At 43.0% G+C, this 25082-nt stretch carries 24 protein-coding genes and 1 pseudogene; 8 read left to right on the top strand and 17 right to left on the bottom strand.

Going from position 1 to position 25082, the window contains the following annotated elements; genetic code table 11:
* Nucleotides 1-6: 6 nt before the first annotated feature.
* The 7 genes and pseudogenes from NKI27_RS09425 to NKI27_RS19330 all read right to left on the bottom strand — a co-directional run.
* Nucleotides 7-1173 carry a cupin domain-containing protein gene (locus tag NKI27_RS09425; protein WP_265049402.1) on the bottom strand — a complete coding sequence of 389 codons (1167 nt, stop codon included), beginning with the start codon at nt 1171-1173 and terminating at the stop codon, nt 7-9.
* A gap of 121 nt (nt 1174-1294) precedes the next feature.
* Nucleotides 1295-2674, bottom strand: a complete 1380-nt coding sequence (purB, locus tag NKI27_RS09430) for an adenylosuccinate lyase (protein WP_265049403.1) — start codon at nt 2672-2674, stop codon at nt 1295-1297.
* 226 nt (nt 2675-2900) lie between these two features.
* A complete protein-coding gene (gene hflD / locus NKI27_RS09435) occupies nt 2901-3533 on the bottom strand; it encodes a high frequency lysogenization protein HflD (RefSeq protein WP_265049404.1) in 633 nt (210 codons plus the stop codon).
* A 49-nt stretch (nt 3534-3582) separates the two neighbouring features.
* Nucleotides 3583-4677, bottom strand: a complete 1095-nt coding sequence (mnmA, locus tag NKI27_RS09440) for a tRNA 2-thiouridine(34) synthase MnmA (RefSeq protein ID WP_265049405.1) — start codon at nt 4675-4677, stop codon at nt 3583-3585.
* A 210-nt stretch (nt 4678-4887) separates the two neighbouring features.
* Nucleotides 4888-5340 (bottom strand): NUDIX hydrolase, encoded by a 453-nt coding sequence (locus NKI27_RS09445; protein WP_265049406.1) that lies wholly within the window; start codon nt 5338-5340, stop codon nt 4888-4890.
* Between the two features lie 5 nt (nt 5341-5345).
* A complete protein-coding gene (locus tag NKI27_RS09450; protein ID WP_265049407.1) occupies nt 5346-5975 on the bottom strand; it encodes a pseudouridine synthase in 630 nt (209 codons plus the stop codon).
* Between the two features lie 250 nt (nt 5976-6225).
* Nucleotides 6226-6429: pseudogene (locus tag NKI27_RS19330) on the bottom strand (cold shock domain-containing protein); the annotation flags it as partial.
* A gap of 360 nt (nt 6430-6789) precedes the next feature.
* Between NKI27_RS19330 and clpS the strand changes: the two are divergent.
* Together clpS and clpA are read left to right on the top strand one after the other, a co-directional pair.
* Nucleotides 6790-7149, top strand: a complete 360-nt coding sequence (gene clpS, locus NKI27_RS09460; RefSeq protein WP_265049409.1) for an ATP-dependent Clp protease adapter ClpS — start codon at nt 6790-6792, stop codon at nt 7147-7149.
* A gap of 85 nt (nt 7150-7234) precedes the next feature.
* A complete protein-coding gene (gene clpA / locus NKI27_RS09465; RefSeq protein ID WP_265049410.1) occupies nt 7235-9505 on the top strand; it encodes an ATP-dependent Clp protease ATP-binding subunit ClpA in 2271 nt (756 codons plus the stop codon).
* 142 nt (nt 9506-9647) lie between these two features.
* Here clpA and infA read toward each other — a convergent pair whose 3' ends face one another.
* The 9 genes from infA to NKI27_RS09510 all read right to left on the bottom strand — a co-directional run bounded on the left by infA (nt 9648) and on the right by NKI27_RS09510 (nt 16667).
* The gene (infA, locus tag NKI27_RS09470; RefSeq protein WP_250658284.1) at nt 9648-9866 is read right to left on the bottom strand and encodes a translation initiation factor IF-1; all 219 of its coding nucleotides are present in this window, start codon (nt 9864-9866) and stop codon (nt 9648-9650) included.
* 117 nt (nt 9867-9983) lie between these two features.
* On the bottom strand, nt 9984-10700 hold the full coding sequence (locus tag NKI27_RS09475; RefSeq protein WP_265049411.1) for an arginyltransferase: 717 nt from the start codon (nt 10698-10700) through the stop codon (nt 9984-9986).
* 52 nt (nt 10701-10752) lie between these two features.
* On the bottom strand, nt 10753-11472 hold the full coding sequence (gene aat, locus NKI27_RS09480) for a leucyl/phenylalanyl-tRNA--protein transferase (RefSeq protein ID WP_265049412.1): 720 nt from the start codon (nt 11470-11472) through the stop codon (nt 10753-10755).
* A gap of 86 nt (nt 11473-11558) precedes the next feature.
* Nucleotides 11559-12509 carry a thioredoxin-disulfide reductase gene (gene trxB, locus NKI27_RS09485; protein WP_265049413.1) on the bottom strand — a complete coding sequence of 317 codons (951 nt, stop codon included), beginning with the start codon at nt 12507-12509 and terminating at the stop codon, nt 11559-11561.
* A gap of 87 nt (nt 12510-12596) precedes the next feature.
* Entirely contained in the window at nt 12597-13505 is a 909-nt protein-coding gene (locus tag NKI27_RS09490) for an AAA family ATPase (RefSeq protein ID WP_265049414.1), read from the bottom strand.
* Nucleotides 13506-13602: 97 nt separating this feature from the next.
* Nucleotides 13603-14541 carry a carbon-nitrogen hydrolase gene (locus NKI27_RS09495; RefSeq protein WP_265049415.1) on the bottom strand — a complete coding sequence of 313 codons (939 nt, stop codon included), beginning with the start codon at nt 14539-14541 and terminating at the stop codon, nt 13603-13605.
* A gap of 19 nt (nt 14542-14560) precedes the next feature.
* Nucleotides 14561-15619 (bottom strand): agmatine deiminase family protein, encoded by a 1059-nt coding sequence (locus NKI27_RS09500; RefSeq protein ID WP_265049416.1) that lies wholly within the window; start codon nt 15617-15619, stop codon nt 14561-14563.
* The gene (locus NKI27_RS09505; protein WP_265049417.1) at nt 15606-15929 is read right to left on the bottom strand and encodes a hypothetical protein; all 324 of its coding nucleotides are present in this window, start codon (nt 15927-15929) and stop codon (nt 15606-15608) included. Before NKI27_RS09505 ends, NKI27_RS09500 begins: the two co-directional genes overlap by 14 nt.
* Before the next feature lie 171 nt (nt 15930-16100).
* On the bottom strand, nt 16101-16667 hold the full coding sequence (locus tag NKI27_RS09510; RefSeq protein ID WP_265049418.1) for a PilZ domain-containing protein: 567 nt from the start codon (nt 16665-16667) through the stop codon (nt 16101-16103).
* Nucleotides 16668-16796: 129 nt separating this feature from the next.
* Here NKI27_RS09510 and NKI27_RS09515 point away from each other — a divergent pair, with 129 nt between their 5' ends.
* Complete coding sequence (locus NKI27_RS09515) at nt 16797-18038, top strand: lipoprotein-releasing ABC transporter permease subunit (RefSeq protein ID WP_265049419.1); 1242 nt, start codon at nt 16797-16799, stop codon at nt 18036-18038.
* Nucleotides 18031-18720 carry a lipoprotein-releasing ABC transporter ATP-binding protein LolD gene (gene lolD, locus NKI27_RS09520; RefSeq protein ID WP_265049420.1) on the top strand — a complete coding sequence of 230 codons (690 nt, stop codon included), beginning with the start codon at nt 18031-18033 and terminating at the stop codon, nt 18718-18720. The genes NKI27_RS09515 and lolD overlap by 8 nt, the downstream gene beginning before the upstream one ends.
* A gap of 69 nt (nt 18721-18789) precedes the next feature.
* On the opposite strand, the gene NKI27_RS09525 is transcribed toward lolD, so the two are convergent.
* Nucleotides 18790-19314 (bottom strand): DUF2062 domain-containing protein, encoded by a 525-nt coding sequence (locus tag NKI27_RS09525; protein WP_265049421.1) that lies wholly within the window; start codon nt 19312-19314, stop codon nt 18790-18792.
* Between the two features lie 120 nt (nt 19315-19434).
* Between NKI27_RS09525 and NKI27_RS09530 the strand changes: the two genes are divergently transcribed.
* The 4 genes from NKI27_RS09530 (at nt 19435) to msbA (ending at nt 25072) form a co-directional block, all read left to right on the top strand.
* Nucleotides 19435-21876 (top strand): DNA internalization-related competence protein ComEC/Rec2, encoded by a 2442-nt coding sequence (locus NKI27_RS09530; RefSeq protein WP_265049422.1) that lies wholly within the window; start codon nt 19435-19437, stop codon nt 21874-21876.
* Nucleotides 21877-22062: 186 nt separating this feature from the next.
* Nucleotides 22063-22689: a MotA/TolQ/ExbB proton channel family protein gene (locus tag NKI27_RS09535; RefSeq protein WP_265049423.1), complete on the top strand. Its 627-nt coding sequence runs from the start codon at nt 22063-22065 to the stop codon at nt 22687-22689.
* A 5-nt stretch (nt 22690-22694) separates the two neighbouring features.
* On the top strand, nt 22695-23117 hold the full coding sequence (locus NKI27_RS09540) for an ExbD/TolR family protein (protein WP_265049424.1): 423 nt from the start codon (nt 22695-22697) through the stop codon (nt 23115-23117).
* 179 nt (nt 23118-23296) lie between these two features.
* Nucleotides 23297-25072 (top strand): lipid A export permease/ATP-binding protein MsbA, encoded by a 1776-nt coding sequence (gene msbA, locus NKI27_RS09545; RefSeq protein WP_265049425.1) that lies wholly within the window; start codon nt 23297-23299, stop codon nt 25070-25072.
* The last annotated feature ends 10 nt before the right edge of the window (nt 25073-25082 follow it).

Below are 25082 nucleotides of genomic sequence, written 5' to 3' on the forward strand. Positions count from 1 at the left end.
GTTAATTTATGCCTCTTCTGCGTAAAGGTGCCCACCATTTATTAAGTCTAGTAGAAGATTTGTAGTGCTTCCTGCTGATAAGAGGGCAAAAAGGGGTTTTAGTGGGATTTGATTACCGCTACAGATAAGTTTTACCAGTGGAATGCTATCTAAACCTAATAGTTGCTCAAACCCATCATAAAAAAACTTGATTTGGTCAGGCTTGTCTTCTGCTAGATAATAGCTAAACCGAGAACCTTCGTTCCAGCGAATCGAGTTGGCATTAGCCAGATAGTTCATTAGCTCAGTTTCTTCTATTGGGTCTTCAGGCAGTTGAACGATGTGGTCTGATTTTGGTTCGGTGCTATATTGACCAAACCAGCCCGAAAGCATGTCATTAGTGAGATAGCGCTGAACCACTTCTTTCAATTGGTCCATTACGTAGGTATTCATCTCACCTGGGTTGTCTTGTATTGTTAGGTTTGGATCATCCAGGTGCAGTTCTTTTACGGCTATATTGCAAATGTAGTCTGTGAAAGAGGTTAAAATCTGATCATGGGTAGGTGAGCGCAGGCCAATAGATAGCGTAATGCAGTCCCCCATAGAAATGCCGTGATGAGCAACTTGAGGGGGTAAGTAAAGCATGTCGCCAGGCTCGAGTACCCAGTCGTTCTCGGTTTCAAAATCTTCTAAAATTCTGAGAGGGGTGTTGTTAAGCGTTTTCGAGTGCTCGTCACAATGCTGCCCGGTGAGCCATCTTCTTTTACCCTGCGCCTGCAGTAGAAACACATCATAATAATCATAGTGAGGGCCAACACTGCCACCTTTAGGGGCATAACTGGCCATAATGTCATCAATGCGCCAGTTAGGAATAAATCTGAAATGGTTTAGTAGGTCAGATATTTCAGGAACTATAGCGTCTAACCCTTGTATTAGGAGTGACCAGTTCGTTTCAGGCAATTGGCTAAACTGTTCTTCATTAAAAGGGCCGTTCAATGGATGCCAAGGCTGACCTTCGTGATTCTCAATGATAATTCTTGATTCAACTTCAGGTTCGCAAGCTAAGCCTGCTAGTTCATCTGGCGAAATAGGACACTCAAAATTAGGAATAGCCTGGCGAATAAGAAGTGGTTTTTTCTGCCAGTACTCACTAAGAAACTGTTCAGCGGTAATAGTGCCAAGAATATTGATCATGAAACGGCTCTTTAGAATGAGAAGGGTGACAAGTGATAGTTAGAACGTTAAGAGACAAGTACAAGACACGACATATTACGTCGTGCTCGCTACCTGTCTCTTAGGGCGTAGCGTTACAATCTTAAATGGCTTTAGCTTGCTTGATAGCGTTACCGATGTAGCTAGCAGGGGTCATTTTGATAAGCTCATCTTTAGCGCTCTGAGGCATATCAAGCGTGTTAATAAACTCCTCAATGGTGGCTTGGTTCATCTCTTTACCGCGAGTAAGGGCTTTTAACTTCTCGTACGGTTTTTCGATGTTGTAACGACGCATCACCGTCTGGATTGGCTCAGCCATTACTTCCCAGCAGTTGTCGAGATCTTCCAATAAACGAACAGGGTTTATTTCTAATTTATTTAAACCTTTTAGCGTTGATTGGTAAGCAATAACACTATGCGCTAAGCCTACACCCAAATTACGTAATACAGTTGAATCTGTTAAGTCTCGCTGCCAGCGAGAAATAGGAAGCTTACTTGATAAGTGGTTTAGTATCGCATTGGCAATACCTAGGTTGCCTTCAGAGTTTTCAAAGTCGATTGGGTTTACTTTGTGAGGCATAGTCGAAGAGCCTACTTCACCTTCTACCGTCTTTTGCTTGAAGTAACCAACAGAAATATAAGACCAAATGTCGCGATCAAGGTCGATCAAGATAGTGTTAAAGCGAGCGATTGCATCGTAAAGCTCAGCAATGTAGTCATGTGGCTCAATTTGGGTGGTGTAAGGGTTAAACGTTAGGCCTAAAGACTCGACAAACGTTTTGGCATGCAATTCCCAGTCGATTTCTGGGTATGCAGAGATGTGTGCGTTGTAGTTACCCACAGCACCATTGATCTTACCGAGCATCTCAACAGATTGTACCTGCTTAAGTTGACGCTGAAGACGTGCCACTACGTTTGCAAGCTCTTTACCAGTGGTGGTAGGTGAAGCGGTTTGACCGTGAGTACGAGAGAGCATTGGTTGCTCTGAAAACTCTATTGCAAGTGTCTTTAGTGTATCAATAACTTGCTGCATGTAAGGTACAACACACTCGCTCATGCCGTTCTTAAGAATAAGGCCATGAGACAGGTTGTTGATATCTTCAGACGTACAAGCAAAGTGTACAAACTCAGAAATTTCTGATAATTGAGGGTGCTTATCTTTAACGGCTTCGAACTTCTCTTTGATGAGGTATTCAACCGCTTTAACATCGTGATTGGTCGTGCTTTCGATTGTTTTTACACGCTCGGCATCAGCGAGTGAAAAATCTGACACAATGCTATTGAGAAACGCATTAGTGGCATCATCAAATGCAGCGACTTCAGTGATTTCAGGATGCTTTGCAAGTTGCTGGAGCCAGCGTATCTCTACTTCCACTCTGAATCTAATCAGACCGAATTCGCTGAAAATAGTACGTAGGCCTTTTACTTTGCTGCCGTAACGACCATCGATAGGGGATACTGCGGTAAGGGAAGAAAGCTCCATCAAAAAACTCGCTTAATAAAGTGGTTATGAATTGGGGGGGTAATGATACTATAAGTAGCGTACTTAAGACCATAAATTAGCTGTTTAAGGCAACAAAATGGCCTTTAAAGCTAACAGAAAGTATTCGGCTTTGTCGGGGTGAATCTCGGTTGCGAACAAGGTATCTACCATCCTTGATTCCAGTCATGCCTCCTTTCATCACGGTTACAAAACCGAGTTGAATCTATTAATCCGTTGAGCTTTCGCTCAGCAATTGCTTGACTGAGGCTTCAATCGATTTTCTTTTAAGAAGCAAATTCCACCTCCGCCCACCCGTTTGTCGCCATAGAATCGCTGCGCGTATCCCAGTAAGAAGGGTTGCTCTTATTAATGCGGCATTGTGGGATATTTTTAAATACTCGGGTTTGCCCGTAACTTGAACGCGAAGATTAAAGGTGCTGATGGTGTCCATGTACAAAGACGCGAGGTTGTGGATTACATTTTCATGAAGTAATGAAAAGTGATCGGCTTGGCCGCTCGCTTGATGGATTCGTGTGCTGATGATGTTGAGCATTTCTGGCTTTTTTCGAAGCTTGCTCTCTAAATGAATTAAGCTAAGCGAGTAGCGAATGATTTCGATATTCTTTTGGCCGGGGTCTTTAAGTAAAACTTGCTGTAAGGTTTCTAGCCCCAATCGAATCCCTTCGACACCGCCATAAACAGATTCGGTTGTTTCAGGGTTGGTGACAAACAAACTGTTGATTGATGCTTCTAATATAGGCTTATCATACCGAGATGTTTGAGCTATTTGATGAACTAGCGCTGCAGCTTGAAAAACGCCGGCAAGGGCTATGGCTTGTTCGTCAATTGTATGAATCAAAATAAACCTCTTAGGTATAATGCTAATAAATCAATAGGATACAAATCTTTTATAAGGTGGATTCTATTATGCTTCCACCTAAACATTTATCATCAAGATAGAGTACGAGTGACTGTCCTGGGGTAATTGCGCGTTGTGGTTGCTCAAATGTAACCGTGATCTCACCTTCGCTTGTTTGATTTACTTCGCAAGCCTGATCTGGCTGACGGTAACGGGTTTTGGCCATGCACTTTAGAGGATACTCAGGGTGATCTTTATTTATCCATTCAATATTTTGTGCCGTTAATGCGTCAGCAAACAATAGTGGGTGGTTTTTGCCTTGCACCACTAATAATTCATTTTTATCGAGATTTTTCTGTGCGACATACCAAGGTGCTTCACCGTGTGATTGCAATCCGCCGATCCCTAAGCCTTGTCGCTGGCCAATAGTGTGGTACATAAGCCCTTGATGTTGACCTATGACTTCTCCTTGCTCAGTAACGATGTTGCCGGGCTGTGCTGGAAGGTATTGTTGAAGAAAATCTTTAAATTTACGCTCGCCAATAAAGCATATGCCGGTGCTATCTTTTTTGTCGTGAGTGATGAGGTCATGCTCAAGAGCGAGCTTTCGCACTTCTGGCTTTTCTAACTCTCCCACAGGAAACAGTGTTTTTTCAATTTTGTCTTCAGAAACTAAGTGAAGGAAGTAACTCTGGTCTTTATTGTTATCAAGACCTTTATACAAAAATGACTGTCCATCGATTTCTTTTTTTCGCACATAGTGGCCAGTCGCAATGTAATCTGCTCCTAGTGTAACGGCGTAATCCAGAAAGGCTTTAAACTTGATTTCTTTGTTGCATAAAATGTCTGGGTTAGGGGTTCTACCGGCTTTGTATTCTGCAAGAAAGTATTCAAACACTCTGTCCCAGTATTCTGCGGCAAAACTGGCGGTATGTAATTTTATCCCCAGTTTGTCACATACGGCTTGCGCATCTTCGAGGTCTTGCATGGCTGTACAGTGATCAGTACCGTCGTCTTCATCCCAGTTCTTCATGAACAGACCTTCGACTTGATAGCCTTGCTGAAGCAAAAGAAGGGCGGATACTGATGAATCTACACCGCCAGACATGCCAACGATAACTCGAGTGTTTTCTGGATTAGTCATACCGTATATAAATCTACTATCTAAAAGTGCGAATGAAGGTGGTTATTAAAAATGGGGTGTTAATTGGCTTTTACAAGCCTGATAGCCATTTTAACTGTTAACAACGCTTAGTGTTAGTGCTTTTATTTTTAAGCCTATCGTTTATTGGGTATTTATTAAGACCTTACAAGCGCTAAAGAGATAGGATGCGTCTAAATGCAATGGCGTGGGTTAAGGTTTAAATGCAGACTCATCAATAAATGAAAGAGGGTAGCGTTTATTGTTTCTAAAGTCATCGATACAGGTTTTTACTAAAGTGCTTCTTAATTGGCTGTTTAGCTGACAAATCTCGTCATAACGGTACCAGTGTTCAGAAATAATGTCGGAATCAAGCGTATCCGACACCTTCTTAATGGCGATTGCTTCAAAGCAAATACGGTAATAAGTAACGCCGTTACTGGGCGCTTTATAGGTGTAGAGCCCTATTATAGATTTGAGTTCAACTTCCCAACCGCTTTCTTCAAGCGTCTCTCTAATCGCGGCTGAAAATATCGATTCATCTTCTTCTACGTGGCCGGCAGGCTGATTATAGACAATGTCGCCATTGCTATGTTCTTTTACAAGTAGGTACCGGCCATCCTTTTCGACGACAACGGCAACCGTGGCATGAGGTGTCCATATCATAGCGGCTATCTCCGAGAGGTTGTTTTTTTACGATGTGTTTTAGATTTATGAGGGGGCTTAGCTGACTGTTTCTTCTGGGGGGCGTTCGCGGGCATATTGATGATTGTTGTGGTGTGCTCCCCTGAATTTAAGTGGTCGATTGACCAACTGCCAATACTGTACCGTACCAGTCGAAGTGTCGGAAAACCAATGGCTGCCGTCATTCGTCTAACTTGACGGTTTCGACCTTCGGTAATCGTTAATGATATCCAAGTGGTGATATCATTTTTACGCTCCCTGATAGGCGGTACGCGATCCCAAAGATTGGGTGCTGGGATAATCTTAGCCTTTGCGGGTGCGGTTTTGCCATCTTTGAGCAAGACGCCTGTTTTTAAGGTGCTGATATCGTCTTCGGTTGGGCGACCTTCTACCTGTACCCAATATGTTTTGGGTAGTTTGTGTTTTGGGTCAGTGATTTTATGTTGAAGTACACCATTATCGGTAAGGAGTAGCAGTCCTTCGGAGTCATAATCTAATCGACCCGCGGCATAAACACCTTTAGTATCAATATAATTAGCCAACGTGGTTCGGTTGTTGTCATCGGTGAATTGAGATAACACATTAAAGGGTTTATTTAATAAAATCAGTAAGGCCATAAGGAGAGATTTATCGTTGCAGAGATATAAAGGGGTCGTGGTAAGTAGGGCTAGCCTCTAGGCTCTTTCAAGCACTCAAATACCTCCCTCTGCAAGCGGGTGAAGCGAATCCACTAACGACTTAATAGCGGATGTCGGCTTGAAGAGGGTGCTATGCAGAAGCCGCGATATTGCTTGAGGGTGTCTCGCTGTTTTCTGCTTGTTCTTCGCTTGTGGTTTCAGAGGCTGTTATCTGAGTTGGCTGCTCTAGTTCTAAAGCCGAAATCCCTACTGCATGAATACCTTTACCTGCAGCTTGTTTCTCGAAAATGACTTTTTGACCAGCTTTAAGTGTTTTATACCCTTCCATCTGAATAGATGAAAAGTGAGCAAAAAGGTCTTCAGACCCGCCTTCCTCAACGATAAAACCATAGCCTTTTGAATTATTGAACCACTTGACTGTACCTACAGGCATAATCGACTCCCATGTCTGATCTTTATTGCCGGCACTTGAAATAATGCCTAAATTTTATTTTTATTTAATACCGAAAAAGCTACTTCGGGAATAGTCCCCCTACTTTTTACCATAACGGCTTGTTAGTCAAGGGCAGAGTGGCAAGTTTTAATCATTTCATTACACTATTTAATTGTAATAACACTATCAAGGTGTAGTCAGAGGGTTTATATTTCATAATTAGCCCCAAAAAAGTATGAAGGAAGTGATTTTCGCTATGCAAAATTTACTTATGCTTTTAGTGTTATTGGTTTTTCGGTGCTACTGAGAGCGTCTTTCAAACGCAGTTTCTGTAAAAAATTAAAAAATTAACGTTGAGCTATGAGTACTTTTGAAAATAGTCTACTAATATTAAATCAAGACGGTGATCATCAGCATGATCGAGAAGGCGGACTTGCAGTAGCACCAAGCAAGCCGGCTTTAAAAAGACCATCAATGTATAAGGTGGTTTTGCTGAATGATGATTTCACGCCCATGGACTTTGTTGTAGAAGTATTAACAACGTTTTTTGGGATGAGTGAAGAGAAGGCCACACAGGTAATGCTGGCCGTACACACACAAGGGAAAGCGGTATGTGGAGTGTTTACACGCGATATAGCCGAAACAAAGGCTGCACTGGTTAACCAGTACTCATCAGAGTGTGAACATCCACTATTATGCGAAATAGAGAAAGTGGATTAATGAGCTTGCTCAGTTTCCATGACCTTTACCAACATTATGGTGGAATGCATATCTTTAGAATAATTAGCACTACTTGGGGTGAACGATGCTAAGCAAAGACCTCGAACTAACTCTCAATACAGCTTTTAGAAGCGCAAGAGAGAAGCGTCATGAATTTATGACGGTTGAACATCTTTTACTTGCACTTTTAGATAATGAAGACGCAATCAAAGTGCTAGGCGCTTGTGCTGCCGATTTGTCATTATTGAGAACCGAATTGGTGGAGTTTGTTGATTCTACAACCCCACTGATTCCGACGAGTGACGATGATAGAGAAACTCAGCCTACACTTGGCTTTCAACGAGTATTGCAGCGTGCAGTATTTCACGTTCAGTCTTCTGGTAAAAAAGAAGTCACGGGTGCGAATGTTCTAGTTGCAATATTTAGCGAACAAGAGAGTCAGGCTGTTTATGTGCTTAAAAAGCAAAATGTAGCCAGAATTGATGTGGTGAATTACATCTCTCACGGTATTTCAAAAGTACCGGGTCATCATGATCACGATCATGAGCACCCAGGTGAACCTGAAAGCCAAGATGAGGTAACAGAAGAGGGCGCCAGCACTAATCCTCTTGAAAGTTTCGCTACTAACTTGAATGAGATGGCTAACAAAGGGCGTATCGATCCTTTAATTGGCCGTGAGCAAGAAGTTGAGCGGGTAGTTCAAATCCTTTCGCGTCGCCGTAAGAATAACCCTTTATTAGTGGGTGAGGCGGGCGTAGGTAAAACAGCGATTGCTGAAGGGTTAGCGAAGAAAATTGAAGACGGTGATGTGCCTGATATAATTGCCGATGCGGTGGTTTATTCGTTAGATTTGGGTGCGCTGTTGGCGGGTACTAAATACCGTGGTGATTTCGAAAAACGGTTTAAGCAGTTATTGGCTGAACTACAGAAAAAAGATCACGCGATTTTGTTCATTGATGAAATTCATACTATTATCGGCGCAGGTTCTGCTTCTGGCGGTGTGATGGATGCGGCCAACTTACTAAAGCCACTGCTTAGCTCCGGTGAGATTCGCTGTATTGGTTCTACTACGTTTTCGGAGTTTAGAGGTATCTTTGAAAAAGATAGCGCATTAGCGCGACGCTTCCAAAAGATCGATGTAAACGAGCCGGATGTAGAGGATACCTACAAGATTTTGAAAGGCTTGAAGACTCAATTTGAAGCCCATCATGAGCTTAAATACACGGATAAAGCACTTAGAGCTGCGTCAGAGTTGGCTGATCGGTACATTACTGATCGTCATATGCCCGATAAAGCGATTGATGTTATTGATGAAGCTGGTGCAAGTCAGCGTTTAAAGCCAGAAAACAAGCGTAAGAAAGTGATTGGCGTTCAAACCATCGAAGACATTGTTGCGGCTATCGCAAGAATACCGCCGAAAAGTGTATCGACGTCCGATAAGGATCAACTCAAAAATCTCGAAAGAGATCTTAAGATGGTGGTGTTTGGGCAAGATCCTGCAATCGAGTCTTTATCAACGGCAATCAAGCTTGCGAGAGCAGGGTTGAAGTCTGTAGAGAAGCCCGATGGTGCATTCTTGTTCTCAGGGCCTACCGGTGTTGGTAAGACCGAGGTGACACGTCAGTTGTCTAAGGGGTTAGGTATTGAGCTTGTGCGGTTTGATATGTCTGAGTATATGGAGCGTCATACTGTATCTCGACTTATCGGTGCACCTCCTGGTTATGTTGGTTTTGATCAGGGCGGCCTCTTAACGGAAGCCGTCAACCGAAACCCGCATTGTGTGTTATTGCTTGATGAAATAGAAAAAGCACACCCTGAAGTCTTTAACCTGTTATTACAGGTAATGGATCACGGTACACTTACAGATAACAATGGACGAAAAGCAGATTTTCGACATGTTATTTTGGTCATGACCACTAATGCGGGCGCTGAATTAATAAGTCGTCGCTCAATGGGCTTTAGTGAGCAAGACAATAGTACCGATGGCTTAGAGGCTATTAACAAAATGTTTACCCCTGAGTTTAGAAATAGACTCGACGGTATCATTCAGTTTGCACCGTTGGCGAAGTCTTCCATTACTTATGTGGTTGATAAGTTCTTAACAGAGCTACAAGCGCAGCTTGATGACAAGCAGGTTGTACTGCATGTTGATAACGAAGCGAAGCTGTGGCTAGGTGAGCGGGGCTATGATGTCAATATGGGTGCTAGACCTATGGCGCGCTTGATACAGGATGCTATTAAGAAGCCTCTCGCTGAGCAAATTCTATTTGGGGATTTGGCGGAATCAGGCGGAGATGTGTTTGTTACAGTCAAAGATGGTGAGATAGCATTCGATTTTGATGCAGTGGCCGTATAGCGGGTAAATAAATCATTAATTGAAGCAAAAGAAAAAGGGTGCGCAAGCACCCTTTTTTAAATCTAACCGTTTAATAGTTGTCTATATACGGTTTTGGCGGTCTATTTATTAGGCTCAACATGAAACAGAGCCTTAATAGATATTAACGCGCTCTGTAGACAATGCGCCCTTTACTAAGATCGTAAGGGGTCAATTCTACTTTAACTTTATCGCCAGTCAGGATTCGAATGTAGTTCTTTCTCATCTTGCCGGAAATGTGAGCCGTTACGATGTGGCCGTTCTCCAGTTCTACACGAAACATGGTATTTGGAAGGGTATCGACAATTGTCCCTTCCATTTCGATCACGTCTTCCTTCGCCATTAAGCAAAAACCTCGTTCAACAATTCGGTCAGAAGCAATGGTCACACTGACCACGGCCTGAAAAGAGCGATATTTTGCCTGAAATAGATCGAATAGGCAAAATATTTGTTGATTAAATCACTTGTTTGGCTCTTGAAGGGTCCATTTGTTGCTAATTAAGAACTCTACAGGCTTATAAAGTGTTTTATATTCCATCTTTCGACAGCTTTTAATCCAGTAGCCGAGGTAAATATGGTCGAGTGATCGACGTTTGCATTCTTCAATTTGCCATAAAACGGAATACACACCCAAACTACGGTCTGAAATATCAGGATCAAAATAGGTGTAAACAGCAGAGAGCCCGTCATTAAGTTCATCAATAACCGACACGCCAATCAATTCACCCTTATATTTAAACTCAACAAAAAATGTACTGGGGTTACCTTCAACTAAAAAAGAACGATACTGTTCTTCGCTAGGGGGATACATATCACCATCAGAATGGCGCTCAATGATGTATTTTTCATATAAATCGTAATGTTTCTGGCAGAACTCAGGTGGGGTGATCGAAATTTCTAATCCAATGTTCTTTTTAAGTATCCGTTTTTGACTACGGCTTGGCTTAAATTGATTAACTGGTACTCTAACGGGAACACAGGCAGAGCAATGGTTGCAATGGGGGCGGTAATAATGGTTTCCACTTCTACGAAACCCTAGCACCGAAAGTTTTGAATAAAGTTCTTTGTCAACGCTCGCCTTAGGGTCGACAAACATTGTCGTCGCTTTTTTAGCTTCCAGATAGCTACAGTTATGTTCTGGCGTGGCATAGAAAATAAGTGTTTGAAGGCTAGACACCGCAGAAGGCTCTCTTTGTTAGCGTAAATTAAGTACTCTCAATAGTTCTATTTTATGCTGAACTGTTACCTTTTTCCCACTTCCAGTTTAGTTGCCAAGTGTGAGAGGGAGGTAGTGTGTCGATGTTTTGTGTAAGTATAGTTTGAAATTCAGAACGTTGAATAGTTTCTGCGCCGAGCGTTAATAAATGCGGGTTTTCAACCTGACAATCGATGATCTGATAACCCCAACTTTTAAGTTGGTTGCATAGATGAACAAATGCAACTTTAGATGCATCAGTGGCAGAAGAAAACATCGACTCACCAAAAAAACAACGCCCTATAGCAAGACCGTAAAGTCCACCGACTAACTCACCGTCTAGCCAGCTCTCAACAGAATGTGCAACACCTAAGTCATGCAGCGCTATATAGGCCTCAAGCATATCATCTGTTATCCAAGTGCTAGTCTCATCGTCTCGGCTATCAGCACAGCGCTGAATAACCGCAGGGAAGTCTTGGTCAAAGGTGACAGTGAATAACTGCTTGTTAAGTTTTTTTCTAAGACTTTTAGAAATATGCAGTTTATTGGGAAAAACTACGCAACGAGGGTCAGGAGACCACCAAAGAATTGGCTGATCATCACTAAACCAGGGGAAAATACCCTTTTTATAGGCCGCCACGATTCGTTCCGGCGAAAGATCGCCACCAGCAGCGAGTAGACCATCAGGGTCAGTTAAAGCAGAAGAAAGTTCTGGGAATTCAAGGGAATCATCGAGCCAAGGGATTTGGGACATAATTGGTCAATAGAGTGGTGGGTGACTGTCATTCCCGCTAAGGCGGGAATGACAAGAACGTACGGGATGGGTAGTTAGCTCTCAAATTACTCAGAATCCAAAAACTTCTCAGCATCTAGGGCAGCCATACAACCAAACCCTGCAGAAGTAATTGCCTGACGATAAACCTGATCTGTTACATCACCAGCCGCAAAAACACCCGGAACACTTGTCGCTGTTACGTTGCCCGTTAAGCCAGTCTGAATGGTTAGGTAGCCATTGTTCATCTCTAGCTGACCTTCAAAAAGGTCTGTATTAGGCTTGTGGCCAATAGCGATGAATACACCCGCCAAGTCGAGATCTTCAGTTTCGCCGCTTTCGTTGCGCTTGATACGAATACCGGTAACACCGGTGTTATCACCTAGCACTTCTTCAAGCGTGGTATTCCACTCAATTTTAACGTTACCGTTTTTGGCTTTTTCAAACAGCTTGTCTTGAAGTATTTTTTCAGACCGAAGTTTATCTCTTCTGTGTATTAGCGTTACTTCACTACAGATGTTCGACAAATAAAGCGCTTCTTCTACCGCGGTGTTGCCACCACCAATTACCGCGACTTTTTTGTTTTTGTAGAAGAAACCATCACAGGTTGCACAAGCACTAACGCCTTGTCCCTGAAATTTCTCTTCAGACTCTAGGCCTAAGTACATTGCAGATGCACCGGTTGCAATAATAAGTGCGTCACAAGTATATGTGCCTGAATCGCCTTTTAGGGTAAACGGACGAGACGATAGGTCAGCTTCATTGATATGGTCAAAAATAACTTCAGTATCAAAACGCTCGGCGTGCTCTTGCATACGTTGCATTAGTTCAGGCCCTTGAACGCCTTGAGCATCACCAGGCCAGTTATCTACGTCTGTTGTCTGCGTAAGCTGACCGCCCGCTTGAATTCCAGTAATAATGACAGGGTTAAGATTAGCTCTTGCTGCGTAAACCGCAGCGGTATAGCCAGCAGGGCCAGACCCTAGGATTAGTGTTTTACAATGTTTAGCTGCACTCATGGGACTCTATCTACTCCAAATATTATTGATCTAGCTGATGCGGTGATGATAATCGTTTTCAGTCAAAGTTAATAGATGGGTCTGATGTTAGAAAATATCAACGGCTTGAATAATTTTATTTGAGGCGGTTTGGTTTATGGCGCTCCCACTTGAGCCGAGACGGTGTTCTACCACACTCGGTAAAACGGCTTGAACGTCGTCAGGCAGTACACTATTTCGTCCATCGACTAGCGCCCAGGCTTTTGATGCTTTAAGCAGAGCAAGCCCTCCACGAGGCGATAGCCCATGACCGTAGGGTGCGTTCTCGCGAGTAAATAATATAATGCGCTGGATATAGTCGATTAAAGGCTCTGTTGCCGTAACGTTATCGACCTTTTTTTGAAGGTCAACGAGCGTGTCGTACGTCAAAATAGTCGATAGCTCTTTAATAATATCTCTACGGTCAACTCCGAGTAATAGCTCTTTTTCTGATACTGGAGAAGGGTAGCCCAAACTGATGCGCATTAAAAAGCGATCCAGTTGTGATTCTGGTAATGGGTATGTGCCTGATTGTTCAAGCGGGTTCTGAGTGGCTATAACGAAGAAAGGTAAAGGTAAAGGGCGGGTGACGCCTTCGACGGTGACCTGACGCTCTTCCATTGCTTCAAGTAGCGCACTCTGGGCTTTTGGTGTGGCTCTATTTATTTCATCGGCCAACACAATTTGAGAAAACACAGGGCCGGGATGAAACACAAACTCAGCCTTGTTTTTATCAAAAATGTTAATGCCTAGTAAATCAGAAGGTAAAAGGTCGCTAGTGAATTGAATACGGTTATAACTTAGACCAAGGCAGTTAGCGAGTGCGTGTGAGAGGGTGGTTTTACCTAGGCCGGGAATGTCTTCTATCAGGAGATGGCCTCGTGCTAACAGGCACGCTAGGGATAACTTTACCTGGTGCTCCTTCCCCAGTAATACGGTATTTAATGTTTTAATAGCTTGATTAAGAGGGGAAGACATAATCACCTTTTGTTAGGTTATTCATGTGGTTATGTAGGATAGTTAAAATAGTTATCCTCCATTATGTTTGGAGTGTGCCGGTAAATCAAAGCAGCACTTAATCTATATACCTTTTTGTTATTGCTGAGTATGCATCGATTCTACGGTCACGGAAATAAGGCCAAATGCGTCTAATGTCTTCAGAGCGATGCCTATCTATATCGGCAACCAGCACGTCTTCATTATCAGCGCTTGCTTTCGCCAAAATCTCACCTTGAGGGCCTGTTATAAAACTGTTTCCCCAAAATTTAATACCGTCTGATTGTCCGCTAGGATCCGCTTCTAAACCCACCCTGTTAGGCGCAATCACTGGCACGTTATTGGCAATAGAGTGGCCTCGCTGAACTGTAATCCAGGCATCTAATTGCCGAGCTTGTTCGGCCGCATCATCATTAATATCCCAGCCAATAGCAGTAGGGTAAATAAGTAAGTCTGCACCTGCCAATGCCATCAATCTGGCTGCTTCAGGGTACCATTGATCCCAACATACCAATACACCCAGTCGACCGACACTGGTATTAATGGGCTCAAAGCCACTACTGCCATCATTTTTTTCGGCATCCCCTGGTGTAAAGTAGAACTTTTCATAAAAGCCCGGGTCATCAGGAATATGCATTTTTCGGTAAGTGCCTGCGATACTGCCGTCTGACTCTATAACGACCGCTGTATTGTGGTAAATACCGGTCGCGCGTTTTTCAAATATAGAACAGACAACCACAATGTCGAGCTCTTTAGCGAGTGACGCAATGCGATCAGTCGTAGGGCCAGGTATTGTTTCTGCCAGATCAAAGACACTCACATCTTCTGTTTGACAAAAATAAAGCGTAGCGTGAAGCTCTTGCAATACCACCAATTTAGCACCTTGTTGACTGGCGGCTCTTATTTTTGCTTCGCTGGTTGCTAAGCTGATATTTTTATCAGCTGAGCAAACTTGTTGAATAGCGGCCACTTTTAGCACGGCATCTTTATGTGCTACTTGATTTGGTCTATGGGTCATGTGTCAGTAACACTCCTCATTATTCAGCAGCAAAAGTGATTTTTTTGGGTTGGCATGATTGTGGAATCTGCATTGTAATGCAGTGCAGGCTACCGTGTTGCTTAATGAGTGGGAGGCAGTTTATGGGCACTATCTCTCGGTCTGGGAAGCAACGTTGTAATGTATCTAAAGCCTCTTGATCTTGCTTTACGCCGTAAATAGGCGCAAGCACAGCACCGTTAACAATCAAGAAGTTAGCGTAAGTGGCCGGTAGTCGATCGCCTTCGTCAAAAATAGCATCAGTCATAGGTAGTGCCGCTAGACGATAGGGATGGCCATTAGGTTGTCTAAAGCTGTGAAGTTGGTCTTCCATTTTCTTTAACGCATCATAGTGCTCGTCGTGTTGGTCATCGCACTTCACGTAGCAAATCATATCGTCCGCGCAAAACCGTGCCAGTGTATCAATATGACTATCGGTATCGTCACCCGCAAGGTAGCCGTTATCAAGCCATAACACGTGCTCAATGCCTAAGTGGTTGTTAAGCTTTTGCTCAATATCGGCTTTAGATAACTGTGGGTTTCGTGTGGGGTTAAGCAGGCACTCACTTGTCGTGAGCAAAACACCTTGGCCGTTAGACTCTAAAGCCCCACCTTCTATAACCATATCAATAGCTTCATATTGTAAATCTTCAAATGCTTTAGCCTTCACCAGGCGGCTATTGATTAAGTTGTCTTTGTTAAAACCGAATTTTCCACCCCAAGCATTAAAATTAAAATCGAGTAATTTGGCCGAACCGTTTTCATACACACTAATTGGGCCGTGGTCTCTAGCCCAGGTATCGTCAGACTCAATATGAAAAACCTGCAAGCTGTGATCATTAAAACCACTGAGTGCAGATTCAATCTGTTCGATTTTAGATGCATCAGCGCATGCGATAATAAGAGACTCTCTTTTTAAGATCTCTTTTGCTAGTTGCAGGTAAAGTTGCTCAACTTCTTCAAGCATTAAAACCCAGTCGGTTGCTTTGTGCGGCCAGGTTAATAAAACAGACTGTTGAGGGGCCCACTCGGGCGGAAATACGATGTTAGGGTTGTTCATTTTGCTTCTTTTCTAACGTTGAAGGGTGGAGGACACTATGTATCACGTATTCTCCCTCAAAATAGACAGTAAAGTCAGCATATTTCCACTGATAAATAGCAGGTTTACCCGTAGGACCGCTGATGGTTGTGGGGTTGCCAAAAAAAGACGTAACCGTGTCCATCGACATGCCAACCTTTGGACGGTTAATGTACTTATTCTCTTGAGCTTGTTCAGATACCCCAATCTTAAGAGTGTCAGAAACACTCACCGTTGAAAATAAGCATGCAGACAATGCGCCCGCTACCAGTAGGATAGAATTTTTACGCATGAAACACCTGTAAAATATGATAGAAACGAGTATTAATAGGAGTTTAGAAATATTAAACCGAAACCCCGTCGTTGTAGCCTGATGCAGCGAGTTGTATTCCCCATAGAATAGATCGAAAATAACCGATTGTGTAATTATTTCAAGTCGCTGTAGCGTTAGGGGGGGGCGAGATTACTTTATAAGGGTCACTTTTCGGTCACGACTTTGTTTGCGAATGATATGGCGAGCGATTAATTGTTGGTTAAAACTATCTAGCGCGTAAAACTGAATATGAACGGTGAGTTCGTCTTGTTTGTTTTCAACGTTGATAACCCGTCCTTTTAAAATTAAGCTCGTAAAAGAGGGTATTAATAAGAACTGTATCGCGACAGCACTATTGGTGGCGATAGCTTGGTCAACACTTATGGATATGCCGCCTTCGCTTAAGTTTATATCGCTGAGTTTTGATTCATCAATCGACCGGTTATTAAGCGCTACACCGCGTGCGAGTGCATCCAGTTTAGCGTTGAGGCTTTTTAGATATGAGCCGAGACTTTTATCTTTGTCGGTAATTTGACGAAGAAGGTGATTAGATTCTACATCGAGTTGGTGAAATTCTCGAAGCACAGAGAAAGTAGGCGTTAGGTCAAATTGCGATTCTGCGTCGTCATCAATATGGTTCAGCACTCTAATGTCTACTAATGCACGATCACTCACTCGGTAAAACTGTCGACGCTCAATAGCTGCTTGGTTAGACATAATGTAAATACCAAAATGTTGTTGGCGTTAAATCTTAACGCTGTACTGTTTTCTCATTAATAAAGTTTAACACTTATTTTTGAAAGTAAAGGTCTATTGTTTTCATTATATGTATGTTCTAATTCCGCCATGTTTAGACCATACCCTATATTTATCGGCTTACGCTATACAGCCGCAAAGCGAAGTAACCACTTTATATCCTTCATATCACTGACTTCTATGATCGGTTTGACGTTGGGTGTGGCGGTACTTATTACTGTTATGTCAGTGATGAATGGATTTGATCGTGAGCTCAAAGAGCGCATTCTCGGCATGGTGCCGCATGCGGTCATTAAGCATTATGGTAATCTGGAAGACTGGCAATCTATTGATGCGCTAGCAACTCAACGGCCAGACATCATTGCTGCCGCGCCCTTTATACAGGCGCAAGGCATGGTGACGCATGGAAGCGGTGTTCGGGGCGTCTTAATGAATGGCATATTACCTGATCAAGAAGATGAAGTTTCCATCATTTCTGACCATATGGTGGCAGGGTCCATTCATGATCTTAAATCAGGTGAGTTCGGTATCGTTATCGGTAGCCTGTTAGCCAGTCATTTACGTGTCGACCTTGGTGACAAAATTACTATCGTCCTACCTGAGGCTTCTATCACGCCCGCGGGTGTTTTTCCTCGCTTAAAACGCTTTACGGTAAAGGGTATTTTTAAGGTAGGTGCTGATCTTGATAGCTCGTTGACACTGGTTCATATGAATGATGCCGCAAAAGTACTTAGACTGACTAATGAAGTACACGGTATCCGCTTAAAGATGATCGACCTGTTTAAAGCACCGATGATTGCTCATGAAATAGCCAAAGATTTACCTTCAGGGTATTTCAGCAGTGACTGGACGCGCACTCACGGTAATCTATTCCAAGCCATAAAAATGGAAAAGACCATGATCGGCCTATTGCTGATGATGATCGTAGCTGTTGCAGCATTTAACATCGTCTCGACCTTAGTAATGGTTGTCACGGATAAAAAATCTGATATAGCCATACTGCGAACAATGGGCGCAAGCCCAAGCGCCATCATGACGATCTTCATCATGCAAGGTACGTTTATCGGGTTAATCGGTAACTTACTGGGTACGGCTGCAGGTATCTTACTCTCCCTTAATGTTAGCGCTATCATAAAGTGGGTCGAGGCCGTGGCAGGGCATCAATTCTTAAATGCTGATGTTTATTTCATTAGTTACTTGCCATCACAATTACTTTGGAATGATGTGTTTATTGTTTGTGGTGCCGGATTCACAATGAGTGTATTAGCAACGATCTATCCCGCTTGGCGGGCATCTAAGGTCGACCCAGCGGAGGCCTTACGCTATGAGTAATAAAATAATTCGGGCCGAAAAGCTTTCTAAATCGTACAAAGAAGGTAAAGGTCGACTCTCTATTTTTGATGCTGTCGATTTCATCTTAGAAGAAGGTGAGTCTGTGGCGATATTAGGTAGTTCAGGGTCAGGTAAAACCACACTGTTGAACCTGCTTGGTGGTCTTGACAAGCCTAATGGCGGCAACGTATGGGTAAATGGACATGATGTTCACGCATTATCAGAACGCAAAAAAGGCCGCGTCAGAAATGAATACTTAGGTTTCGTGTATCAGTTTCATCACCTATTGCCTGAGTTCTCGGCGCTTGAAAACGTCTGTATGCCGTTATTGATTGGGAAAATGCCAAAAGACCAAGCCATCCAAAAGGCAACAGCGCTTCTTAATCGAGTAGGGCTGGCTGAACGTGTTGCTCATAAACCGTCAGAACTGTCAGGTGGTGAGAGGCAGCGCGTGTCAATCGCGAGAGCCTTGGTTAACGACCCTAAGTGTGTGTTAATGGATGAACCAACGGGCAACCTTGATGAAGGCACTGCAGATAAGGTGCAGCAACTTATAATGGAGCTTAAAGATCAACTCAAAACCAGCTTTGTTGTGGTCACGCATGACCTGACGCTTGCCAAGAAGATGGACCGAGTGCTGCATCTAGAAGAGAAAACGTTAAAGGATATAACGGGGTTGTAAGGGGTGGCGCTTAAAGCGCTCGCGCCAATACGGTGTCCCTACGCAACTACTGTTTTCTTGCTTTAAAGACTAATCATTATTCTTTCGTTTCATTTGGCGATCCTGCCAATTCTTTCTTACCGCTCTTGTCCAAAAAAACTGAACAAGTGAATAACAGGTGATAGAAAAAATTAAGCCGCAGACGAGTGAGCCAAAATAAAGCGGTATGCCTACTTCTATAATTCTATCGCCTAGCCATGCCCAGCTTAATACAAACTCGTCACCGATAAGGGGGCGGTTTAGAATATTCGCACCCACCCAGTAATTGAAGTAAAAAATGGGCGGCATGGTTAATGGGTTGCTTATCCAAACTAATGCGACGGACATCGGTAAGTTGGATTTTAGCCAAATTGCAAATATGGCAGCGACCACCATTTGAAAAGGGATCGGGATAAAGCACCAAAAAATGCCGACTAAAAACGCACGTGAAACAGCGTGTCGATTAATGTGCCATAGGTTTGGTTCATGAAGAACATCCCCCAAAAAATGAAGAGCTTTTATATCTTTGACTTTTTGGGGATCAGGAAAAAAACGTTCAAGAAATCTCTTTGGCATAAAGACGGCGCACAGTTGTTTATTCAGATGTGCTAATTCTAGAGTTCTGAGTGCTGAATGGCTATTGATTTAAGTTAAATTTTTTTATTTAACGTAATTTTTACTTCAGAGGTTCCAGATATGCGCTCATGGATGATCGCTTATGTGGCGGGTGTTGTCGTTTTCCACGTATGGGGAACACTACTACCCGTAGCGTATAGTGCTATACTTTTCGTTATTTCGATTGTTGTCTTTACCTTTCAAAGCCGCGTTAGGTGGTTGTCTTTCTTTTTGGTTTCTGTTGCTTGGTCTAGCACTTATTCAGAACTTAATAAAAATAGTACGCTGGATTATCAATATGAAAGTAAAAACCTGATCACCAGTGGATATGTGTGTTCTATACCAAAGCTTAAAGACACAGTTGTATCATTTGAACTTTGTGATTCAACTATTCGTTATACCCCTAACAGTCCGGTATTAGCTGAGGGCTTACATCTAACATTATCTTGGTATGTTGATAGATCAACGTTTGCCAACAGCAAAAAAACACCTTCAAACGCTCATGCGGTTAAACAGCGAGACACCAAACACATAATAGGTAAACAAACCTTTGTTGTAAGGCTTAAAAGACCTCATGGCATGGTTAATCCATATGGATTTGTCTATGAAAAATGGTTGTTCAGAAAAGGCGTTAATGCTGTTGGGTATGTTAAACAGTCAATAAGTAATACCAAGATACATGCTGAACAGATACCAGTGGAAGCAATCAATGAGCTAAGCACTTGCGAAGGTGCAGGTGTTGCCTGTTTAGTGACAGGGTTTCGTATCAGGATTAATGAAAGGTTAAGCGCGCTATCGGGAACACTACCGCATATACCGTTAATAAAGGCACTCTCTGTTGGTTTTCGGGGGGATATTGCCCCTGACGCCTGGACGTTATTTAAGCATACAGGTACTCAGCACCTAATTGCCATTTCAGGGCTTCATATTGGTTTAGTGTTTGGTATCGCCATGGGCATTGCTGCACTTTTTTGGCGTATGATTAACCGTGTATTTGCACGAACCAAGGTAGAGTCGTTTAATACGCAAAAGCAATTTTCAAGCATATTTTTTGCATTAGGCTGTGCGCTGACTTATTCAGCAATGGCAGGGTTTCTAGTGTCAACACAGCGCGCTTTAATCATGCTAGCGGTCTATTATGTGTGTGGCTTGGCGCGAAAGCATATTAAACCCAATACTCGCTTACTGATAGCGGCAACAGTTGTGCTGCTGCTAGATCCAAATGCAGTACTTGATTATGGTTTTTGGTTATCTTTTATGGCTGTTTGGGTGCTGTTTTTTATCACAGCAAGCCATGTTAAAGATAAGTCGGGTCGAATGGCTAAGTGGTTTAAGGCCTCGACCAGTATGCAGTGGGTGATTTTTATCGGTTTGTGTCCGATATTATTAGCCAGTGGCATGGGCGTAAGTTATACCTCGTTGATTGCTAACTTTGTAGCAATACCGCTAGTAGGTGTGGTAACGGTGCCTCTTGTTTTGGTGGGATTGGTTGTGATGCCGTTTTCATCATGGGTCTTTGATCAAATAATGATTATAGCGAATACTTCTCTTGAGTGGTTGTTTAGGTTTCTTGCGGTATTTCGTGAATTTGAAGTTGTGAGCATAAATGATGAAACACGGGTCATCACGGCTGCGATATCACTGTTAAGTCTCGTTATTATACTTTTACCCGGTTGGAGGAGCGTAAAGTTGTGGCTAGTGATAACCGTAGGGATGCTGCTATGGTTTAAGCCTAATAACGACAATAGCTCAAAACCAGAGTTGGTGATTTTTGATGTTGGGCAGGGGTTAGCGGTTGCGGCAGTGAAGGGTAATCAAGCGTTTGTTTACGATACAGGGCCTGCCTATCGAGTAGGAAGTGCTGCGCAGCGTTCACTGGTACCGTATTTAAACGCAAAAGGTATATCCCATATTGAGATGCTGATTGTAAGTCATGGCGATGATGATCACTCAGGTGGGCTAGCAGACCTAGAGCAGGCGTTTTCGCTAGGACGACTAATCACAGGCCAACCTGAAAGATTATCAACGCAGCACCCCGTAGAACGATGTGAAAACGGTTTAACTAAAACGGCGCATTGGTACAAAGCCCAGTTTTACTATCTGCCAGCGATTTCAGCAAGACCGCTTTCAGCTAATAATCACTCCTGTGTCGTTAAGTTGACCCTAGGTGGGCGTTCAGTTTTACTAATGGGGGATATTGAAAAGCAAGCGGAGCGGTTGCTGGTAAGCCAATATGGTGATGATCTCAAAGCAGATGTATTAGTGGCAGGGCATCACGGCAGTAAAAATGCGACGAGTCAGTATTTGATTGATCATGTTATGCCTGATCAGGTCATTTTCTCGGCAGGGTATAAAAGCCGTTTTAATCACCCACACCCCGACGCAGTAGAAAGAGCCGTGAGCAATGGGGCGAAGGTATTTAATACGGCTGAATCAGGCGCGATTATTTTGAAGCAAGCAGAAAATAATGACTGGGTCACTGTGCCATACAGAGAGCGGATAAATGCATTTTGGATGTTTTAAATCGCGAGACTTTAATGGTTGTTATTTGAGTCTGCGGTGTTTTTATAAATGTGCCACGACAACGCTTAAGTCAATATATTAGGGCTTTAACGGGATTATTTTTAGTGTAAAGCGGCTAAATAAGCTACTGTTAACAATTAACTTTATGGTAGAGTATTGCCAAATTTATATTTAGGGAGATAGTGTGTGTTTGAGTTGTTAAGGCCTGGCGGCGTCATCATGATCCCCATTATGCTTTGCTCTGTGTTAGCGCTGGCAATTATTCTTGAGCGTTTTTGGACGTTAAGAGTCAACAAAGTAGCACCAAAGCAAGTCGTTAATGAATTATGGGGTTGGATTAAAAACAAAGAATTAAACTCCAAAAAAATGAAAGCCTTAAAAGAGTCTAACCCTCTTGGTCGTATACTGGCAGCAGGTTTGAGTAATGCTAAGCATGGTCGCGAGATCATGAAAGAAAGCATTCAAGAAGAAGCAAGTCATGTGGTACATGAGCTTGAGCGATTCCTGACTGCACTCGGTACCGTTGCAGCGGTTACCCCGTTACTGGGGTTGTTGGGTACGGTTATCGGTATGATCAAAGTATTCGCGCAATTGCAGTTAGAAGGCACAGGTAATGCTGCAGCGCTTGCAGGTGGTATATCTGAAGCACTTATCACCACAGCGGCAGGCCTTGCGGTAGCAATACCCGCACTTATCGCACACAGATACTTCATACGTCGCGTAGAAGAAATTGTTATCAGCATGGAGCAAGAAGCCGTTAAGCTCGTTGAAGTCGTTCATGGTGACCGTGAAATTAATTCAAATGGGGTCTGATCGTCGTGAAATTTAAACGTCAGGTCGCTGAAGAAATATCAGTTAATCTAACACCCCTTATTGATGTGGTGTTCTTGCTGTTGATCTTCTTTATGGTATCAACAACGTTCACCAAAGAAAGTCATCTAGAGATTGATTTGCCAGAAGCAGCGGGTGAAAAGAGTACAAGTGAAGCTAAAGAAATTGAATTGGTTATTAGCCATAAAGGCGAATTTTCGATTAACGAACGTCCACTCATTAATAATAATGAAGATACCATCAAAAAAGCGGTTCAGAAGGTATCAGGCGGTGATAAGAAACTGCCATTTATTATTACTGCAGATGCCAAAACACCTCACGAGTATGTGGTAAGAGCGATGGATGTAGCCGGCAAACTTGGCTTTGTTCACTTAAGTATTACGACTCAGCGGTCAGGTGCTTCGGACTAGTTGAGTAATCAGATCGTGATTTTGGTTTAAATCACTCAGCGCTTTTAAAAATGCCAGCGGTTTACGCCCTGGCATTTTAGTATTTAGACATTACGATCATGAGTCGTTACGAGTAGCGTCTTACTAATATACAGTTTAGTTCAATATATAGACTTCAGCGTGTCGTAGAGCAGTTAAATATGTCAACTCAAGAAACAGCAGAGCTAAATAACGCATCTTCTGGTACTGCCACCAATTGGCAGATTTATAAACGCCTCCTTGTATATCTCAAACCTTTTAAAGGTATCTTCTTTTTAAGTCTTATCGGTAATGCTATATACGCCGGTGCCAGTGCATTAATGCCAAAGTCTCTCGACTACGTGGTAACAGCCGTTGAAAGCCCGACTGATCAAGATCGATTATTTGTACCTGCGCTTATCGTCGGAATTTTCGCACTAAGAGGTGTGGGTACGTTTCTAGGTGGCTACTACATCGCTAAAGTAGGGCGGCAGGTTGTACACGCGCTCAGAACAGAAATATTCAATAATATACTCACGCTGCCTAACCGCTTTTTTGATGAGAGTTCATCGGGGCACTTAGTATCTAAAATAACGTTTAACGTTGAGCAAGTTACGGGTGCAGCAACAAACGCTATTACGATCACTGTTCGAGAAGGCCTAACGGTAGTTGGTTTGCTCGGTGTCATGCTTTATGAAAACTGGAAGCTAACACTTATATTTATTGCTATCGGCCCTGTTATTGGCCTGGTTATTGGTGCTGTAAGTAAGCGATTTAGAAAATTGAGTCAGCGCATCATGAACTCAATGGGTGATGTAACTCACGTGTCAACAGAAGTGGTAACCGGCTATAGAGTCGTTCGAATTTTTGGTGGCGAAGGCTATGAGCGTGAGCGTTTTCAGCGTGCTAGCCAGTATAATCTTGTTCAAAGCTTGAAGATGGAGCTAACTAAATCGTTAAGTACGCCAGTGGTTCAGTTACTGGTGTCATTCTCAATTGCCATTTTAGTATGGTTGGCATTAGCACCAGAAGTGAGAGGCAACATGACTGCTGGTGGTTTTGTCGCCTTTATTGCTGCCGCAACCACAATGGCAAAGCCTATACGCCAACTCACTAACGTAAATGCCACGATTCAAAGAGGGGTAACCGCTGCAAAAGACTTGTTTGCCCTAATTGATGAAAAAAATGAAGTTGATGATGGTCATATCGTCGCTAAACGTGTGAAAGGTAATATTGCCTTTAATGATGTTAGCTTTAGCTACAGTGAAGGTTCGCCATCTGTTCTTAAAAATATTACGTTAAATGTCAAAGAAGGAGAAACCATTGCTCTGGTTGGCCCTTCTGGAAGCGGAAAGTCTACGCTCGCTAATTTACTGCCGAGATTTTATGAGCCCACGAGTGGGACAATCACAGTAGATGGCGTTGATATTAACGATTACACATTAACGTCACTACGTGACCAGATAGCGTTGGTTACGCAAAACGTAACGCTCTTTAACGACACTATTGCCAATAACATCGCTTACGGTGTCTTGGCGGGAACCAGTGAAGCGCTAATAATTGAAGCTGCTCGCAAGGCTCATGCCCTCGAATTTATTGAAGAAATGCCAGACGGCATACATACGATAATTGGTGACAACGGCATATTACTATCGGGTGGCCAAAGGCAGCGTTTAGCCATTGCCCGAGCATTGCTTAAAGACGCCCCGATACTTATTCTTGATGAAGCCACTTCGGCATTAGATACTCATTCGGAGCGACTGATACAGTCAGCCTTAGAGACGGTTATGAAAGGGCGAACAACACTGGTTATCGCACACCGACTATCGACGATTGAAGGCGCTAATACTATTGGTGTTATTGAGAACGGTCATTTGGTTGAGTCTGGATCGCATGCAGAGTTATTAGCGCGCAATGGTTTATATGCTCAGCTCCATAATCTACAATTTAGTGAATAGAGCGCACGCC

The organism is Alkalimarinus alittae (genome assembly GCF_026016465.1).
GTDB lineage: Bacteria > Pseudomonadota > Gammaproteobacteria > Pseudomonadales > Oleiphilaceae > Alkalimarinus > Alkalimarinus alittae.